Raw genomic sequence first — 16,035 nt, 5'->3', positions numbered from 1 at the left:
GCTGCAGTTGCAGCAATGGTCAGCTTGTCTCAGGCGGGGTTTGGGCGGATTTCTCCCAGTTAACTTGCTGTTTTGGGTGTTTTTTCCGCCTTCCACGGAGACTTGATCGAAGGCGAGCCGAACAAAAAACCCTGAAGGCAGTCAACGCCGTTGGCGATAAGGAATTCCGCGTCTTCCCTGGTTTCTACCGATTCGGCGGTGACCAGAATTTCAAACTCGCGCGCAACGGCGATCAGGGCGCGCACCAGTGCCTGATTGTCAGGGTTGGTGCTGATGCCTCGGACAAACTGGCCATCTATTTTGGCCGCATCGAACAGGAACTCGCGGAAATTACGAAAGCTGAAATTGCTGGCGCCAAAGTCATCCAATGCAAACGCAACCCCCCGAGGTTGCATACGGTCCATGAAATCGACCACAAGGTCGGGCAAGGTCATGGCCGAGCTTTCCGATATTTCCAAAATCAAGCGCTCACCTATGCTGGCGTCTTTCCTTAGAAACCGTTCCATCACGCGGGACCATCGCGCATACCCGATCGAGCGTGCGGACATGTTAATCGACATTCGAATGTCTGGATTCCGGGCCAACGTGCGCAATCCCATCTCAAGCGCGACGCAGTCTACTTCACGACCGATTGGAGTGTTTTCCATGTGCGGCATGAATTCACGCGCCGGGATCACCCGGCCTGTTTCGTCCAGAACCCTGATGAACGCCTCATAAAATGCGACGCCGTGTGGAGGGTTGGCCTGTATGACGGGTTGGAAAGCCAGTTTGCATTGTTTGTGTTTTATCGCTTCGGAGGCCATTTGCACCGCCGTCGCATCGCGCGAAGTGACAGCCGCATTCAGGGGGTTTTCCGACCCCTCGGGCATGTCCGCCAGTGTTTTGTCCTGCATGAGTCTGCCAATCCCTGCCGCCATAGGTCAGGTTTCGATTTCAAGGCATACTCGTGAATTTGCAGTTAACGGTGGGCAGGAATGATAAATGCGTCAGCGTTATCGTGCCGCTTCCCAAGCTCGTCCCAGGGACGCAGCGGCCCCGATTACGGCTCCCGTAAAGCCAAGCGCCAACATGGAAAACCCTATAGCAATCAGCAAAGGCAACGCTCCGCTTAACGCAGCGAACATTGCAACAAGCAAACCAGTCAGACCCAAAATGGTCGATGCGGTCAAAAAACGGCTCATGCCCTGCCTCCTGCTGTGTGCGTCGCGTATCCCATTGATATGGATTGCGCGCATCACATTTCAAGATCAGACATAAGTCGGGTGGAGGCGTCAGACGCGCTTTGCCTGCGAATTGGGCATATCTGTTTCGAATTGTTCAAATCCGGGCGACCCGCGATCTTCGGGATGGCGAGCGATGTGCTTGGCCTTGATCTGTTCCGAATTGTCGCGGCTTCCGTCGTGGCTGTAGCCCGGAGGCGCGAAGCAATAGGCAAGCCGCTGCCGCACTGTCAGCCCCGGTTGCGTGGCGTCACGCCAGATACCGACCCATTCGTGGAAGGCGACCCGCAATGGGTTGAACGTGCCGATGTTGTGAACCAGACCATAATCGACTTTGTCGTCTTCCTGTTCGGGGACGAAGGTGCCAAACAGTTTGTCCCAGATAATGAAAGTGCCCGCATAGTTGCAATCGAGATAGCGTGCGTTGCGGCCATGGTGGGCGCGGTGATGGCTAGGGGTGTTCATTACGGCCTCGAACCAGCGGGGCATTTTCTTGATGGCTTCTGTGTGAATCCAGAACTGGTAGACAAGGTTCACACCGCCGCAGAACAGCACCATTGCAGGGTGGAACCCCAGCAGGATCAATGGTGAACGGACGACCATCATGAAGGTGAATGAATAGGTCCATGTCTGTCGCAACGCCGTTGTCAGGTTGTAGTGCTGCGAACTGTGATGGTTCACATGGCTGGCCCAGACCCAACGGATGCGGTGACCGAAACGGTGCACCCAATAATATCGGAGATCATCCAGCACGAAGCACAGGATAATCACCGGGATCGACGTACCCAGATTCAGCGGAGTGATTTGCCAAAGCCACATGAACCCGGCCCATATCAGGAACCCCACCATGAGATCCGAGGCGATATTGCCGGCCCCCATGATCAGCGAAGTGACAGAATCCCGGGTCTCGTACCGGCCCCCTTTTCCCTTCACGGCGATCCATATGAATTCGGCCAGAATGGCTGCAATGAAAAAGGGAATGGCCCATTGCACGGCGTCTGGAAATGTAACTTGATCGGTCATGCGGGCTCCAACAGATGCTGCCAGTGCTGGCGTTCGAATTCGTCAAGGCGGACAAGGACTTTGGGTGTGCCGAATTCGTGGAAAAAGACTTCAAGCCCGTCCGGATGGTCCATCCAGTCAAAATCCAGCAGATGACGGGCCACAGTGTCTGCGCCAAAGGACCACACCAGCCCGTTACCAGCAGGGGTGCGGATCAGCGCGCTATGGCCATCATGGGCCACTGTCACATCTATGATGTCATCATCCGGCACATGGCGCAGCCATTCCGACCGCGCGCTTTCCGGCGTCAGGGTACGCACACGGGATTTGCCCGCGAGATGCATCATCAACGTGATCCCGGCGATTCCTCCAACCACTAGAACCAGCAGTAATTCAAGCGGCATAACCTTCCTCCCGACGGGCAGAGTGCAAATCCCGGCGGAAACTGTCAAAGGTGGCGTAGCGTCAGCTTGCCGGGGCGTCGGTCAAGACTTCGTGTTGAACCACGCGTCTGACGAACGGAACCAACCCTTCGGGACCGGAGGCCCGATCTTTGAGGTGGATACAGATGTCCGGCCTGCGCGACGCAATTATACCAACCAGTTCGCCACGTATTCTGTCGTCCAGCCCTGCTCCGATTATGGCGCAGGCAATCTGCGGTTCGGCATCCAGTTGCCGCCTGACTTCGTCCTGATCATGCGCGCCGAGCCATTGGATTGGCATATGGTCTAATTGCCGTGCGACATCACCGATCACATTTGGCAAACGGCCAATCAGTAAGACTACCGGTTTCATCGCTGTCTCCCTTTCTGCAGGTTACAAACGAAAACCGGCCCGTTGGGGCCGGTTTTAGTGTAGCACAGAATGGAGTTTGGTGCGTTGGGCCTAGCTTTCCGCACCCACCAGTGCCGCGATAATGGCTTTCGCGCTGTCTGAATTCCACTCGGCATCTCCGATCAGTCGGGCGATCTCGTCGCCATTAGGATCCAGGATCACGGTGATCGGCAATGCGATCACACCGAACTCACGCGCAACGGCCGAGCCCGCATCCTGATGGCGGGGCAGGTTGTTGATGCCGTTTTCCTCGAAGAACTTCTTGATTCCGGCGGCCGAGTTGCGGCCTGTGGCCAGGGTGACAACCTCAAACTTGTCACCGCCGAACTCTTCCTGCAATTCGGCGATCTGGGGCATTTCCTTACGGCAAGGGGCACACCACGTGGCCCAGAAGTTCACCAGAACATACTTGCCATTGTAATTCGCCAGCGTTGCGGTGCCGCCGTCATCTTCAAGCTGGAATTCGACCAACTCATGAGGTTTGGGTTCTTTGTGCAGGATCAGCCGTTTCAGCGTGCCGTCACGGAGCGGCTTCAGAGATTCGACATCCGCAGCCAAAGCCGCATTTGCACCCAGCGCAAGGGCCATATAAAGGGGGATCAGACGAAATAGGCGCATATCAACTCCGGGTTTTCTTACATGACCGATCAATCCTCGAACCAGATGTGGGGCGGCCGCTTTGCCGCCGGTCCAGACGCGATCATGGAGGCAATCAATGCCTCGATCGGGTTCGATCAGCGGATGGCAGCCCAGGACATCGCAGGCTCGCGCGCCCATGCCGCCATGCTGGCTGCCACAGGCGTCATAAGTGATAGTGATGCGCAGGCCATTCGGGAAGGGCTGCTCACAGTCTTGTCAGAAATCCAGTCCGGTTCGTTTCAGTTTTCGACCGCGCTGGAAGACATCCACATGAATGTCGAGGCGCGTCTGAAAGAGGTGATCGGTGAACCTGCAGGCCGTTTGCACACAGGCCGCAGCCGCAATGATCAGGTGGCGACCGACTTCAAGCTCTGGGTGCGTGATCAGTTCGACGCGGCTGAGACTGGCCTGTTGGCCCTGATCCGTGCACTGCTGACACAGGCCGAGGCCGGGGCCGATTGGGTCATGCCCGGTTTCACCCACTTGCAAACCGCGCAGCCGGTGACGTGGGGCCATCACATGATGGCTTATGTTGAGATGTTTGGCCGTGACCTATCGCGTGTGCGCGATGCGCGCGCACGGATGAACGAATCCCCCCTTGGTGCTGCGGCGCTGGCCGGAACGTCCTTCCCGATTGATCGGGACATGACCGCGCAGGCGCTGGGCTTTGACCGCCCCGCAGCGAATTCGCTGGACGCCGTCAGCGACCGCGACTTCGCGCTGGAATTCCTGTCAACCGCCTCGATCTGCGCCGTCCACCTGTCGCGCTTTGCCGAAGAGCTGGTGATCTGGTCCTCGGCCCAGTTCCGGTTTGTGACGCTGTCGGATCGGTTCTCGACCGGCTCGTCGATCATGCCGCAGAAGAAAAACCCCGACGCGGCGGAATTGATCCGCGCCAAGGTGGGCCGGATTTACGGGGCGAATACCGCCCTGATGATGGTGATGAAGGGCTTGCCGCTGGCCTATTCCAAAGACATGCAGGAAGACAAGGAACAGGTCTTTGACGCCGCCGACAACTGGATGCTGGCGCTGGCTGCGATGGAAGGCATGGTCAAGGACATGACCGCCAACCGGGAAAGCCTTGCCGCTGCCGCTGGGTCTGGTTTCTCGACTGCGACCGATCTGGCCGACTGGCTGGTGCGGGTGCTGGGCTTGCCGTTCCGCGACGCGCATCACGTCACCGGTTCGTTGGTGGCGATGGCTGAAAACAAAGGTTGCGATTTGCCTGACCTGACGCTGGAAGACATGCAATCGGTTCACGCCGATATCACCGAGGATGTCTATTCTGTTCTTACTGTCGAAAACTCGGTAAACTCGCGTCAGTCCTACGGCGGCACGGCCCCCGATCAGGTGCGTGCGCAGATCAAGCGGTGGAAGGCGTTGGTGTAATGCGGATCATGCGAGTTTTGCTTTTGGTTTCGGTTGGCGCGGTGCTGGCCGGGTGCGGCGCGGATGGCGAGCCGATTCAGCCGACGATGAACGCCAATATCGGCGTTGGCAGCAGCGGCACGCATGTAGGTGGCGGAATTGGTCTGCGACGCGGCGGGTTGGGAATTTACCTGGGCCGCTGACGAACGAAGATTGCAATTCTCTGGCTCCGCGCCCATTTGCACCCGGTAGCCGGCGCTTTGTCGCCTTAACTCCGAAGAGACACGAATGAAAACTATTGGCCTGATCCTGTCGCTTGCCGTTCTGGCGGCGTGTGATCCTTCGTACAACCCACGCCCAGAGCCCGAGACCAACTCGGGCGAGTCAGGGATCAAGATTTCCGGCTACGGGCGGGTCGGCGTTTCAACATCCAACTAACGCAACGCAAGGGCGCGCGCAGAATCCATTGATCCGCGCGCCCTTTTTGGTCTAAGCGCGCGGGTATGGATCACTTTCTATATCGCGACGGCGCGCTTTTCGCCGAGGATGTCCCAATCTCCGAAATCGCCGCGAGCGTCGGAACCCCTTTCTATGTCTATTCCACAGCGACCCTGCTGCGGCATTTTAAGCTGTTTGATGATGCGCTGGACGGCATGGACCACCTTGTCTGCTATGCGATGAAAGCGGCCAGCAATCAGGCGATCCTGAAGACGCTGGCGCAGGCGGGTGCGGGGATGGATGTGGTTTCGGGCGGGGAGTATCTGCGGGCCAAGGCTGCAGGCGTGCCGGGCGACAAGATCGTATTCTCGGGTGTTGGCAAAACGGCGGATGAGATTCGCACCGCGCTGACTGGTGGCATTCGCCAGTTCAACGTGGAATCCGAACCTGAGATGGAAGTGATCAACGCGATTGCACTGGAACTGGGCGTTGTGGCACCGATCACCGTGAGGGTGAACCCGGATGTGGACGCCAAGACCCACGCCAAGATCGCCACCGGCAAGTCGGAAAACAAGTTCGGCATCCCGATCGCCCGCGCGTCCGAGGTTTATGCCCATGCAGCCAGCCTTCCTGGGTTGGAGGTGATTGGGATCGATGTCCATATCGGCTCGCAGCTGACCGAGCTGGAGCCGTTCGAGCTGGCCTATACCAAGGTTGCCGAGCTGACCGAACAGCTTCGGGCCGAGGGGCACGATATCCGTCGTCTCGATCTGGGTGGTGGTCTGGGCATTCCCTATACCCGCGCCAATGACGCGCCGCCGTTGCCGGTGGAATATGGCGCACTGATCAAAAAGACACTGGGTCATTTGGACTGTGAGATCGAGATCGAACCGGGTCGCCTGATTGCGGGCAATGCGGGTCTGATGGTCAGCAAAGTAATCTACGTAAAATCGGGTGAAGGGCGCGATTTCCTGATCCTTGACGGGGCCATGAACGATCTGATCCGCCCCGCAATGTACGAGGCGCATCACGATATCGTCGCCGTTCAGGAACCCGCGCCAGGTGTGGAACAACAGCCCTATGATATCGTCGGCCCCGTTTGCGAGACCGGGGATACCTTTGCCAAACAGCGCAATATGCCGCCGCTTGCGCCGGGCGATCTGGTCGCCTTCCGCAGCGCCGGGGCCTATGGTGCGGTCATGGCCAGCGAATACAATACGCGCCCTCTGATCCCCGAAGTTCTGGTGCATGGTGATCAATACGCCGTAATTCGTGAACGCCCAAGCTTTGACGAAATGATAAACCGCGATACCATACCAGAGTGGCTTTGACGCGATAGGCGCGCGGGCCCGTTGACGGAGGCCCGCCTTGCGCAAAAGACCGATCTTGCCGATCCCAAGACTGTCCCTGCTGCTGACGCATGCAGGGATGCTGGCCGAGAGGGTCTGGCGCGCTTTTTGGCCGTTTTTTTCTGTACTTATGTTGATTCTGGCCGCGTTGATGCTGGGCCTGCAAGATCTTGTGACGGTTGAAACCGTCTGGATCGTCGGATCACTTTCGGTGCTGGGTCTTTTGGCTGCGCTGGCTTTGGGGGCAAGGCGATTCCATCTTCCGTCCCGGGCCGAAGCGTTGATGCGTCTGGATGAGACCCTTCCGGGTCGACCTATTCAGGCGCTTATGGACAGTCAGGCAATTGGCGCGATGGATGCTGACTCTGTCGCTTTGTGGCACGCGCACCAAAACCGGATGGCCCAGCGTGCGGCACAGGCCGAACCGGTAAAGCCAAACTTGCGCCTTGCGGATCGCGATCCCTATGCCCTGCGCTATTCGGCACTGCTGGCCTTGGTGATCGCTGCCTTGTTCGGGTCATTCTGGCGCATCGGATCGGTGGCCGAGATGACACCGGGGGCCGCGATGGCAGGGCAGGGGCCAAGTTGGGAAGGCTGGGTAGAGCCGCCAAGATACACCGGCCTACCGACGCTCTATCTGGCCGATCAATCCGACCCAACGCTTTCGATCCCTCAGGGCAGCCGGGTAACGCTTCGCTTTTATGGCGAGGTTGGTGCGCACAGCCTTACCGAAACAACCACTCCGCTGGGGACCGAAGCTGCAACCGCGCCTGAGCAGGAATTTGTTGCTGACCGGTCCGGATTATTGCGGATTGATGGCCCTTCGGGACGAGATTGGACGCTGGATATCATAGCGGACGTACCGCCCCAGATTGCCGTTGCGGATATAGCCGAGGCCGAAGCTGGCGGGCAGATGAAGCTGCCCTTTGCGGCCGGTGATGACTATGGCGTTCAATCCGGTTCGGCCACCATTGAGCTTGATCTCGCCTCTGTTGACCGCCGTTATGGTCTGACGCATGAGCCAGAACCACGCGACGTAATATCTGTTGAATTGCCGATGCCGATTACAGGGGATCGCACTGATTTTATCGAGGACTTCATCGAAGATTTCTCGGAACACCCCTGGGCGCATCTGCCTGTCAAAATCACTCTGACCGCGCGCGATGCCGCAGATCAGGAAACGCAGTCCGAGCCGTATATGACGGCGCTGCCTGCCCGCCGTTTTTTCGATCCCTTGGCGGCGGCGATTATCGAACAGCGGCGCGATCTGCTGTGGACACGCGAGAACGCCCCGCGCGTTGCGCAGCTTTTGCGGGCAGTGTCCCATTTGCCCGAAGACGTGTTCCGTTCGGATACGGCCTATCTGCGGTTGCGTGTGACCCTTCGGCGGCTTGAAACATTCACCGAATACGGCCTGAAACCAAAACAGCAGGCTGAGATTGCTCAGTCCCTGTGGGATTTGGCGGTTCTGATCGAGGAAGGAACGCTGGCGGATGCGTTGGAACGGATGCGTCGCGCGCAGGAACGCCTGACCGAAGCGATGCAGAACGGCGCAACCGATGAAGAAATCGCCGAACTGATGCAAGAACTGCGCGAGGCCACGCAGGACTATATGCGGCAGCTTCAGAGGCTGGCGCAGGAAAACAACGGTGAGGAAGGTCAGCAAGGCCAGAACGGCGAAACCATGCAAATGACGCAGGACGACCTGCAACGCATGATGGACCGTATTCAGGAACTGATGGAACAGGGCCGTATGGCCGAGGCGCAGCAGGCGCTGGAAGAGTTCCAGCAGATGATGGAAAACATGCGCATCACGCAAGGTCAGGGTCAGGGACAGCAGTCCGAAGGCCAGCAGGCGATGGAAGGTCTGGCCGAGACGCTGCGCGAACAGCAGGGGCTGAGCGATCAGGCCTTCCGCGATTTGCAGGAACAGTTCAACCCTGGCGCGCAAGCTGGTGAAAATCAGGGCAATGAAGGCCGAAATGGTGGTCAGGGCCGTGGCGAAAGCCATGAGGGTCAAGGCGGTCAGGGTCAAGGTTCGGATCAGGCGGGCGAGGGTCAGCAGGGTCAGGGATCGTTGGCTGATCGCCAGCAAGCCCTGCGCGATGAGCTTGGTCGGCAGCAACAAAACTTGCCTGGCGCTGGAACGCCCGAGGGCGAATCTGCCCGCGACGCGCTGGGTCGTGCAGGCCGTGCCATGGACGAGGCCGAGCAGGCGCTGCGTGGTGACGATCTGGCCGAGGCGATTGATCGCCAGTCCGAGGCGATGGAAGCCTTGCGCGAAGGTATGCGTTCACTGGGTGAGGCGTTGGCCCAGAACCAGCAGAACCAGCCCGGTCAAGGCGCGCAGGAAGGCGACATGCAAGCCAACAATCGCGATCCCCTGGGTCGTAGCCCAGGTGCAGCCGGGTCGATCTCAACCGATGACAACCTGCTGCAGGGCGAAGATGTCTATCGCCGGGCACGGGAATTGCTGGATGAAATCCGCCGCCGGACCGGAGAATCGGACCGGCCAGAGATTGAGCTGGAATATCTCAAGCGCCTGCTGGAGCGGTTCTAACGCGACAAGTCAGTTCTGCGGCGTGCCGGCTCCGGTCTGCGCCTCAAGCCAAACGCGTGCCTGATCGACAAGTGTGACATAGCCATCAAGGACAGGATCAGCCTGCGGTACGGCCTCGGAAATGCGTTGCGCGTTGCCGTAAATCAGGAACAGGATAACGCCGATGATGATCATCAGCAGGAAACCACGCCGGAATCCACCGCCAGACTTGCGCGGTAGCAGCTCCACCTCTTCTCTTTTTTTCTTTTTCTTCTTAGGAGCGGGTTCTTCGCTACGCAGTGAGGAATTGATCGCTTCGACATCGGGAAGCGCGTCTTTCTGACCCGCATCCTCGGCAGTTTCCCTTGCCGTTAGTTCCTTGATTGCTTGCTCTGGCTCGGGCTCTGGGGGAGCGTCCAGTGCCAAATCGGGCTGTGTTTCCAGAGTTTCAGCTTCTTTCGCGCGCAGGTCGGCCTCACGCGCGGCTTCCTCTTTCAGGATATTCGCGACGGCAGGATCGACGTTGCCCGAAGTGGATTCCTCAGACGGCTTGGCTTCGGCCTTTTGGGTTTCCGGTTCCGGGTCCCCTGCGGGTTCCTGCGGTGGTTCGGGCACAGGTTCTGCCGGGGTTTTCTCAGCCGCGTCGGTTTCGGGCTCGGCTGGTTCCGGCGTGGCCGCGGGTTCTGGGTCTTTGCTTTGGAACCATGTCTTTTCGCAGTTGGAGCATTGAACGTCACGCCCCTCTGCAGGGATGACCTCGTCTGGCACCTCGTATTGGGCACCGCAATTCGGACAAGTAAGACGCATGCTGCCTCCCGGCCATAGTATTGACCTGATGATAGTTTTTTCAGGAATGATATTCCGTTAAGACCTGACAGCAAAGAGTGTTTTCGGTTTCACGCCGCAAGTGTCACCAATTCGACCCGGTGCAGGCATTGAAACCGTCACCATGCTCGGGCAAGAAGAACAACAGAATAACCGGGGGGCGCCTGTGATCGAGCTGGAAAACGTCAGCTATACCTATGGTGGGGGAGCATTGCTGAGCGATGTTTCCCTACAGTTGAACCCGGGTTCGTTCCATTTTCTCACCGGGCCGTCGGGCGCGGGTAAGACGACCCTTTTGAAACTTTGCTACGGGGCGCTGTTGCCGACCTCGGGGCAGCTTAAGGCATTTGAGCAGGATGTTGCCACGCTGGACCGCGATCAAATGGCGTTGCTGCGCCGCCGGATCGGAGTCGTGCATCAGGATTGCCGGTTTTTGGATCACATGACATTGGCCGAGAACGTGGCCCTGCCGCTGATGGTGTCGGGCCGTGCCGAATCTGCGCAGCAGCAGGACTTGACCGAGTTGTTGAACTGGGTCGGGCTGGGCACGCGGCAAGAGGCGGTTCCGCCCGAACTGTCGGGTGGTGAGCGTCAACGCGCAGCCCTGGCCCGGGCGGTGATCCTGTCGCCGGATGTCGTGCTGGCGGACGAGCCCACCGGGAACGTCGATTGGGAGATGTCCCAACGCCTGCTGCGTCTATTGGTGGAACTGAACAAGATGGGAAAAACCGTTTTGATCGCCACCCATGACCTTAGCCTAATCCGTGCGGCCAAAAGTCAGGTTCAGGCGCGTGTGCTGCGCATCTCGCAACGACAGGTCCAACTGGCCGGAGCAGATCTATGAGCGAGGGCACCATTCGCAATCTGCTGAAACGGGACAAGCGGGCTGATCGCGTTGTTCCCCCAACGGGGTATACGGCGCAGCTTACAGTGTTTGTCTCAGGCGCGATGGCTTTCCTTGCGGTGTTTGCATTGGCCTTGTCACTGGCATCGGGGCGACTGGCTGACCGTTGGGCGACTGAGTTGGCAGGTGCGGCTACGTTGCGCATCAATGCCCCGTCCGATCAGCTTGCCGCGCAGACCGAGGCCGCGCTTACGGTGCTGTCGCAAACGCCAGGAGTTGCATCTGCGCGGGCTTTGACATCGGATGAGCAATTGGCCCTGTTGTCTCCGTGGTTTGGCTCGGACCTGCCGTTGGATACGCTGCCCGTCCCGCAACTGATAGAGATTGTCGAGGGCGCGCCGGGGCTGGATGTAACCGGCCTTCGCTTGCGGCTTGGGGCCGAGGTGCCGGGCGCTGTGCTGGATGACCACACCCGTTGGCGCGAGCCATTGGTCGATGCGGCGACGTCGCTGCGTCGGCTGGGGTGGATTTCAATCCTGCTGATCGGTGTTGCGACGGCGGCCATGATCACGTTGGCTGCAAACGCGTCACTTGCGGCCAATGCGCAGATTATCGAAGTTCTGCGGCTTGTGGGCGCGCGCGACAGATTCATCGCAAGTGCTTTCGTGCGTCGGTTCACGTATCGCGCGTTCTTTGGTGCCTTGGTCGGCGTTGTGCTTGGGATGACAGGGGTCTTGCTGTTGCCCGAAGCCTCGGATGAGGGTGGGTTCCTGACCGGCCTCGGGTTTCAGGGGCTGGGTTGGTTTCTGCCGTTACTTATCCCCCTTATGGGAGCCGCAGTTGCGTTTCTGGCCACCTGGACCGCGGCAACCCGCAAATTGACGGAGCTTTCGTGATGGCTGATGCGATTCAGTGGATTCGATCGTTGATTTTCATGATCGTGATTTACGCTTGGATGTTGGTTCTGGGCATTGTCTTTGCGCCTTACGCCCTGTTTGCCAAGAAAGGCGCGTTGCAGGCCTGCAAGCTGTACGCCCGCACAACCCTTTGGCTGGCGCGTTGGATGGTCGGTATTCGTTTCGAAGTTCGCGGCACGGTGCCCGTGGATGAAGTGGTAATCGGGGCCAAACACCAGTCGTTTCTGGATATCATGATAATCTTCCACGCGGTCTCGCATGGAAAGTTTATCATGAAGCGGGAACTGCTCTGGACGCCGATGATTGGTCTTTATGCCCGTCGGCTTGGGTGTATCCCGGTGAATCGCGGCAAAAAAGGCGCAGCGGTGGCCAAGATGGTAAAGGACGTCGCGACAGAGTTTGCCGAGCCGGGTCAGTTGGTCATCTATCCGCAAGGCACACGTGTCGCCCCTGGCGCGCGGAAACCTTATAAGGTTGGTGCCGCAGTGCTGTACGAAGGGTTGGGTTTTGCCTGTGTTCCGGCGGCTACTAACGCCGGAGTTTTCTGGCCTCGGACCGGGGTGATGCGGAAACCCGGTCTGGCGATTGTCGATTTCCTGGACCCGATCGAGCCGGGTGTCGAGCGGGAGGCGTTTCTGACCCGGCTGGAAGAGGCAATCGAAACGCGTTCAGATGCGTTGATGCGGGAAGTGGGGTTTGATCCAGATGGAGTTCATTGAGGACTTAGAAACGCTCGAAGGTCTCTATGGGACTCCGGCAGCGCCATCCCTACGCAAAGTGGCGGCCCGGCTGACCCCTTTGTACCGAAAATGGATCATGGCGTCGCGTTTATGCGTCCTCAGCACGGTCGGTCCGGAAGGTGTGGATGGCAGCCCACGCGGAGATGACGGGCCCGTGGTTCTGGAACTGGATGACAGAACGCTGGCGATGCCCGACTGGCGGGGCAACAACCGGCTGGACAGTCTGCGCAACATCGTGCGCGACCCGCGCGTTTCCCTGATGTTCATGGTGCCGGGGTCAAACAATGTCGTACGTGTGAATGGCACGGCCCGACTGACAGCAGATACGACTTTGACGGAGCGGTTTGGGAAAAACGGCAAACGTCCAGCGACGGTGATCGTTGTCGACATAGCCGAGGTCTACACACAATGCGCCCGCGCGCTTATCCGGGCGCGCACCTGGAACAGCGGTGACGAAAGCACCAACCTTCCCACGATCGGTGAAATTCTGGCCGAAGCCTCAAGCGGAGAAGAGGGCGGCGCACGCTATGATCAGGAATGGCAAGCGCGCGCCGCGAAAACGATGTGGTAAATCCGCAGATCAGGCGGGTTGAGCGGCCATATTCTGGAACATCGCCTTGACCTCGTCCACGCTGATACTGAGACCCTTTGCCAATTTCTGAATGAACACTGTTTCAGCCTTGTCCAGATCGCCATCTGCGCCCACGATCATCAGCGTGGCTTGCATGATCATGCGTTTCTGATCGGCAGTCAGCCCACGGCCAAAGGCCGCAAATTGCGCATCCGTTGGCTTGGCCTCGGCCATGTTATAGATGCGGCGAATGCGGGATTCATCAAAGGTCTCACCCGTCATCTGCTTGGCGATATTGGCCATCATCTTAATTTCTGCGGCATCAAGCGAGCCGTCCGCTTTTGCTGCATGGCACATCGCATCCATTGCCTGCAACGCTGCGGGATTTGCTGTGCCCATTTCCGCATAGCGTTCTTTCGTGCGCTTGGATTGTCCCGCCTTTTTTGCTCCGGCCAAAATCAGAAGAACGGCGATTGCACCCAAGCCCCAAAAGCCGGACACCATGTCCGCACGAGACATTTTGGGTTGCGCTGGCAAGTCCGAGGGAAAGTCACCCAGCGCTTTCCCAAGCTCCAGCCTGTCTGCGGGCATGTTGTAGTAACTGTCGCTGTCGCACTCATTCGGTGCCATCACATAACCGATGGAGCTGCGCCAAACCCCGGCGAACATGATGTGCGTTTTCTTGGTCAGATGGCACAATGACAGCTTTTGTCCGGTGTTGTCTTCAATATCCGTGGGCGTAATTAGGGTCATCTGCTCGGATGTACCCCAGACGCCACCCGCGCGCCCCGCCTGTGCCTCTTGTCCGAAAAATAACGTGATAATCAGCGCCGCAGCGCAAAGCGAAAGAAATCTCATATCAGCCTCAAAAAAATTGTTCGATCCCAGCCGCAGGGACGCGCCCAGCGGTCACAAAGTGTTGATCAACCTAAGCGAGAGCAAAACTAAGGCAGAGTCGCGGAATAAAAAAGGCGGACACATTGGCCCGCCTTTAAATCGCTTTGAGTGCTGAAAGGTCAGCTATGGATTGGGCCGTCCCCGCAGGCCAGCGCAGCCTCGCGCACGGCTTCCGAGTAGGTCGGGTGGGCGTGACAAGTCAGGGCCAGGTCTTCAGCCGACGCACCGAACTCCATCGCGACGCAGACTTCGTGAATCAGGTCGCCGGCAGCGGGGCCAATGATATGTGCGCCCAGAATGCGGTCGGTTTCCTTGTCGGCCAGAATCTTGACGAAACCGTCGGCGGTAAAGTTCGCCTTGGCGCGCCCATTGCCCATGAACATGAACTTGCCGACCTTATAGGCGCGACCCGCCTCTTTCAGCGTGGCTTCGGTTTCGCCGACATTGGCGACCTCGGGCCAAGTGTAGATCACACCGGGAATAACGCCGTAGTTCACATGGCCGTGCTTGCCTGCGACCTGCTCGGCGGCGGCCATGCCTTCATCCTCGGCCTTGTGGGCCAGCATCGGGCCTTCGGTCACGTCACCGATGGCATAGATGCCGGGCACGTTGGTTTGCCAGTCACTGCCAACCTTGATCTGGCCGCGCGGCGTCATCTCAACGCCCAACGCCTCAAGCCCCAGACCATCCGAGAACGGTTTGCGCCCGGTGGCGACCAGCACGGTGTCGGCGTCGATCACGTGTTCGCTGTCATCTTTGCGCAGCTTGTAGGTGACCTTGGCCTTGGTCTTGGTGGCCTCGGTCTTTTGCACGGCGGCGCCCATGACGAATTTCAGGCCCTGCTTCTTGAGAATCCGCTGGAACGTCTTTTGTACCTCGGGGTCCATACCCGGCGTGATCTCGTTGAGGAATTCGATCACCGTCACCTCGGCGCCGAGACGCTGATAGACCGAGCCCAACTCCAGCCCAATCACGCCCGCGCCGATCACGACCATCTTTTTCGGGATTTTGCCCAGCGACAGCGCACCGGTCGAAGTCACGACGACTTTCTCGTCCACCTCGACACCCGGCAGCGAGGACGGCTCGGACCCAGAGGCGATGATGATGTTCTTGGCTTCGTGGACCTCTTCGCCCACCTTGACCTGACCCGCGGCAGGGATCGAGCCCCAGCCCTTCAGCCAGTCGATCTTGTTCTTCTTGAACAGAAACTCGATGCCCTTGGTGTTACCGTCAATCACCTCGTCCTTATAGGCCTGCATCTGCTTCCAATCGACTGAGGGGGACTTACCCTTCAGGCCCATCTTGGCAAAGTTATGCTCGGCCTCATGAAGCTGGTGCGATGCGTGCAACAAAGCCTTCGACGGGATGCAGCCTACGTTCAGGCAGGTCCCGCCCAAGGTTTCACGCCCTTCAACGACAGCGGTCTTCAGACCCAACTGGGCGCAGCGGATCGCGCAGACATAGCCGCCGGGGCCGGCGCCAATAACGATGACATCATAGTTTGCCATTTTATTCTCCTAGAACCTGAGGAGTTAAATTGAAATCGGGTGGCCATCATGGGATGGCGCACCCGGCAATAGTCAGACCGGTGTCAGAATTTTTGTTTTGATATGGGCAACCCCGCCACGCTCGTGATGCATGGCCAGTTCCTCAGATTCAATAAAGTCCTGAGCGCGCTCCAGATCCGTGATTTCAAACAACGCAACTGCGTGGTCGTTCTGATCTGGGTCCTTCCAGATGTGGAGGTCGCGGATTCCCGCAGCCTCTCGCATTTTTTGGTCTTCGCGGAAGACTTTCAGCCAGACATCAAAGTCCGCCACGTCAGCCTCCCAAAGTACATGAGTCGCCATGA

Annotated in this window: 19 protein-coding genes; 9 read left to right on the top strand and 10 right to left on the bottom strand. The window is 58.5% G+C overall.

Going from position 1 to position 16,035, the window contains the following annotated elements:
• Positions 1–59: 59 nt before the first annotated feature.
• The 6 genes from RUESEDTHA_RS04840 to RUESEDTHA_RS04815 form a co-directional block, all read right to left on the bottom strand.
• Positions 60–893 (bottom strand): EAL domain-containing protein, encoded by an 834-nt coding sequence (locus RUESEDTHA_RS04840; protein ID WP_180884905.1) that lies wholly within the window; start codon positions 891–893, stop codon positions 60–62.
• A 99-nt stretch (positions 894–992) separates the two neighbouring features.
• Positions 993–1,181 (bottom strand): hypothetical protein, encoded by a 189-nt coding sequence (locus RUESEDTHA_RS04835; RefSeq protein ID WP_180884903.1) that lies wholly within the window; start codon positions 1,179–1,181, stop codon positions 993–995.
• A 90-nt stretch (positions 1,182–1,271) separates the two neighbouring features.
• On the bottom strand, positions 1,272–2,243 hold the full coding sequence (locus RUESEDTHA_RS04830; RefSeq protein WP_180884901.1) for a sterol desaturase family protein: 972 nt from the start codon (positions 2,241–2,243) through the stop codon (positions 1,272–1,274).
• Positions 2,240–2,626, bottom strand: a complete 387-nt coding sequence (locus tag RUESEDTHA_RS04825; RefSeq protein WP_180884899.1) for a hypothetical protein — start codon at positions 2,624–2,626, stop codon at positions 2,240–2,242. Before RUESEDTHA_RS04825 ends, RUESEDTHA_RS04830 begins: the two co-directional genes overlap by 4 nt.
• 61 nt (positions 2,627–2,687) lie before the next feature.
• Entirely contained in the window at positions 2,688–3,017 is a 330-nt protein-coding gene (locus RUESEDTHA_RS04820; protein WP_180884897.1) for a hypothetical protein, read from the bottom strand.
• Positions 3,018–3,107: 90 nt separating this feature from the next.
• Positions 3,108–3,674 (bottom strand): TlpA disulfide reductase family protein, encoded by a 567-nt coding sequence (locus tag RUESEDTHA_RS04815; protein ID WP_180884895.1) that lies wholly within the window; start codon positions 3,672–3,674, stop codon positions 3,108–3,110.
• A 21-nt stretch (positions 3,675–3,695) separates the two neighbouring features.
• Between RUESEDTHA_RS04815 and argH the strand changes: the two genes are divergently transcribed.
• The 5 genes from argH (at position 3,696) to RUESEDTHA_RS04790 (ending at position 9,410) form a co-directional block, all read left to right on the top strand.
• Positions 3,696–5,084: an argininosuccinate lyase gene (gene argH / locus RUESEDTHA_RS04810; protein WP_180884893.1), complete on the top strand. Its 1,389-nt coding sequence runs from the start codon at positions 3,696–3,698 to the stop codon at positions 5,082–5,084.
• Complete coding sequence (locus RUESEDTHA_RS04805; protein WP_180884891.1) at positions 5,084–5,266, top strand: argininosuccinate lyase; 183 nt, start codon at positions 5,084–5,086, stop codon at positions 5,264–5,266. Before argH ends, RUESEDTHA_RS04805 begins: the two co-directional genes overlap by 1 nt.
• A gap of 85 nt (positions 5,267–5,351) precedes the next feature.
• Complete coding sequence (locus tag RUESEDTHA_RS04800) at positions 5,352–5,501, top strand: hypothetical protein (protein ID WP_180884889.1); 150 nt, start codon at positions 5,352–5,354, stop codon at positions 5,499–5,501.
• A 65-nt stretch (positions 5,502–5,566) separates the two neighbouring features.
• Positions 5,567–6,832 carry a diaminopimelate decarboxylase gene (lysA, locus tag RUESEDTHA_RS04795; protein ID WP_180884887.1) on the top strand — a complete coding sequence of 422 codons (1,266 nt, stop codon included), beginning with the start codon at positions 5,567–5,569 and terminating at the stop codon, positions 6,830–6,832.
• Between the two features lie 37 nt (positions 6,833–6,869).
• On the top strand, positions 6,870–9,410 hold the full coding sequence (locus RUESEDTHA_RS04790) for a TIGR02302 family protein (protein WP_370456762.1): 2,541 nt from the start codon (positions 6,870–6,872) through the stop codon (positions 9,408–9,410).
• Between the two features lie 9 nt (positions 9,411–9,419).
• Here the strand turns inward: RUESEDTHA_RS04790 and RUESEDTHA_RS04785 are convergent, their stop codons facing one another.
• Positions 9,420–10,196: a zinc-ribbon domain-containing protein gene (locus tag RUESEDTHA_RS04785; protein ID WP_180884885.1), complete on the bottom strand. Its 777-nt coding sequence runs from the start codon at positions 10,194–10,196 to the stop codon at positions 9,420–9,422.
• A gap of 184 nt (positions 10,197–10,380) precedes the next feature.
• Here RUESEDTHA_RS04785 and RUESEDTHA_RS04780 point away from each other — a divergent pair, with 184 nt between their 5' ends.
• From RUESEDTHA_RS04780 to RUESEDTHA_RS04765, 4 genes are read left to right on the top strand one after another with little or no spacing between them, the layout of a single operon-like run.
• Positions 10,381–11,058 carry a cell division ATP-binding protein FtsE gene (locus RUESEDTHA_RS04780; RefSeq protein WP_171122598.1) on the top strand — a complete coding sequence of 226 codons (678 nt, stop codon included), beginning with the start codon at positions 10,381–10,383 and terminating at the stop codon, positions 11,056–11,058.
• A complete protein-coding gene (locus RUESEDTHA_RS04775) occupies positions 11,055–11,954 on the top strand; it encodes an ABC transporter permease (protein ID WP_180884883.1) in 900 nt (299 codons plus the stop codon). The genes RUESEDTHA_RS04780 and RUESEDTHA_RS04775 overlap by 4 nt, the downstream gene beginning before the upstream one ends.
• Positions 11,954–12,694 (top strand): 1-acyl-sn-glycerol-3-phosphate acyltransferase, encoded by a 741-nt coding sequence (locus RUESEDTHA_RS04770; protein WP_180884880.1) that lies wholly within the window; start codon positions 11,954–11,956, stop codon positions 12,692–12,694. Before RUESEDTHA_RS04775 ends, RUESEDTHA_RS04770 begins: the two co-directional genes overlap by 1 nt.
• Positions 12,681–13,286, top strand: coding sequence for a pyridoxamine 5'-phosphate oxidase family protein (locus RUESEDTHA_RS04765; protein WP_180885906.1), 606 nt, complete (start codon positions 12,681–12,683; stop codon positions 13,284–13,286). Before RUESEDTHA_RS04770 ends, RUESEDTHA_RS04765 begins: the two co-directional genes overlap by 14 nt.
• Positions 13,287–13,295: 9 nt before the next feature.
• Here RUESEDTHA_RS04765 and RUESEDTHA_RS04760 read toward each other — a convergent pair whose 3' ends face one another.
• The 3 genes from RUESEDTHA_RS04760 to RUESEDTHA_RS04750 form a co-directional block, all read right to left on the bottom strand.
• Positions 13,296–14,144: a DUF533 domain-containing protein gene (locus RUESEDTHA_RS04760; RefSeq protein WP_180884878.1), complete on the bottom strand. Its 849-nt coding sequence runs from the start codon at positions 14,142–14,144 to the stop codon at positions 13,296–13,298.
• A 158-nt stretch (positions 14,145–14,302) separates the two neighbouring features.
• A complete protein-coding gene (gene lpdA / locus RUESEDTHA_RS04755) occupies positions 14,303–15,691 on the bottom strand; it encodes a dihydrolipoyl dehydrogenase (RefSeq protein ID WP_180884876.1) in 1,389 nt (462 codons plus the stop codon).
• A 72-nt stretch (positions 15,692–15,763) separates the two neighbouring features.
• Positions 15,764–16,033, bottom strand: coding sequence for a hypothetical protein (locus RUESEDTHA_RS04750; RefSeq protein WP_180884874.1), 270 nt, complete (start codon positions 16,031–16,033; stop codon positions 15,764–15,766).
• Positions 16,034–16,035 lie beyond the last annotated feature (2 nt).

Origin of the sequence: Ruegeria sp. THAF57 (genome assembly GCF_903914075.1) — a bacterium.
Classification (GTDB): Bacteria; Pseudomonadota; Alphaproteobacteria; order Rhodobacterales; family Rhodobacteraceae; genus Ruegeria.
Note: the sequence above shows the minus strand (reverse complement) of the source record. Positions and strands in the feature narration are given on the sequence as shown.

Coding starts and splice junctions, on each gene's coding strand:
- RUESEDTHA_RS04840 (WP_180884905.1), bottom strand. CDS start 893: ATGCAGGACAAAACACTGGCGGACATGCCCGAGGGGTCGGAAAACCCC.
- RUESEDTHA_RS04835 (WP_180884903.1), bottom strand. CDS start 1,181: ATGAGCCGTTTTTTGACCGCATCGACCATTTTGGGTCTGACTGGTTTG.
- RUESEDTHA_RS04830 (WP_180884901.1), bottom strand. CDS start 2,243: ATGACCGATCAAGTTACATTTCCAGACGCCGTGCAATGGGCCATTCCC.
- RUESEDTHA_RS04825 (WP_180884899.1), bottom strand. CDS start 2,626: ATGCCGCTTGAATTACTGCTGGTTCTAGTGGTTGGAGGAATCGCCGGG.
- RUESEDTHA_RS04820 (WP_180884897.1), bottom strand. CDS start 3,017: ATGAAACCGGTAGTCTTACTGATTGGCCGTTTGCCAAATGTGATCGGT.
- RUESEDTHA_RS04815 (WP_180884895.1), bottom strand. CDS start 3,674: ATGCGCCTATTTCGTCTGATCCCCCTTTATATGGCCCTTGCGCTGGGT.
- argH (WP_180884893.1), top strand. CDS start 3,696: ATGACCGATCAATCCTCGAACCAGATGTGGGGCGGCCGCTTTGCCGCC.
- RUESEDTHA_RS04805 (WP_180884891.1), top strand. CDS start 5,084: ATGCGGATCATGCGAGTTTTGCTTTTGGTTTCGGTTGGCGCGGTGCTG.
- RUESEDTHA_RS04800 (WP_180884889.1), top strand. CDS start 5,352: ATGAAAACTATTGGCCTGATCCTGTCGCTTGCCGTTCTGGCGGCGTGT.
- lysA (WP_180884887.1), top strand. CDS start 5,567: ATGGATCACTTTCTATATCGCGACGGCGCGCTTTTCGCCGAGGATGTC.
- RUESEDTHA_RS04785 (WP_180884885.1), bottom strand. CDS start 10,196: ATGCGTCTTACTTGTCCGAATTGCGGTGCCCAATACGAGGTGCCAGAC.
- RUESEDTHA_RS04775 (WP_180884883.1), top strand. CDS start 11,055: ATGAGCGAGGGCACCATTCGCAATCTGCTGAAACGGGACAAGCGGGCT.
- RUESEDTHA_RS04770 (WP_180884880.1), top strand. CDS start 11,954: ATGGCTGATGCGATTCAGTGGATTCGATCGTTGATTTTCATGATCGTG.
- RUESEDTHA_RS04765 (WP_180885906.1), top strand. CDS start 12,681: ATGGAGTTCATTGAGGACTTAGAAACGCTCGAAGGTCTCTATGGGACT.
- RUESEDTHA_RS04760 (WP_180884878.1), bottom strand. CDS start 14,144: ATGAGATTTCTTTCGCTTTGCGCTGCGGCGCTGATTATCACGTTATTT.
- lpdA (WP_180884876.1), bottom strand. CDS start 15,691: ATGGCAAACTATGATGTCATCGTTATTGGCGCCGGCCCCGGCGGCTAT.
- RUESEDTHA_RS04750 (WP_180884874.1), bottom strand. CDS start 16,033: ATGGCGACTCATGTACTTTGGGAGGCTGACGTGGCGGACTTTGATGTC.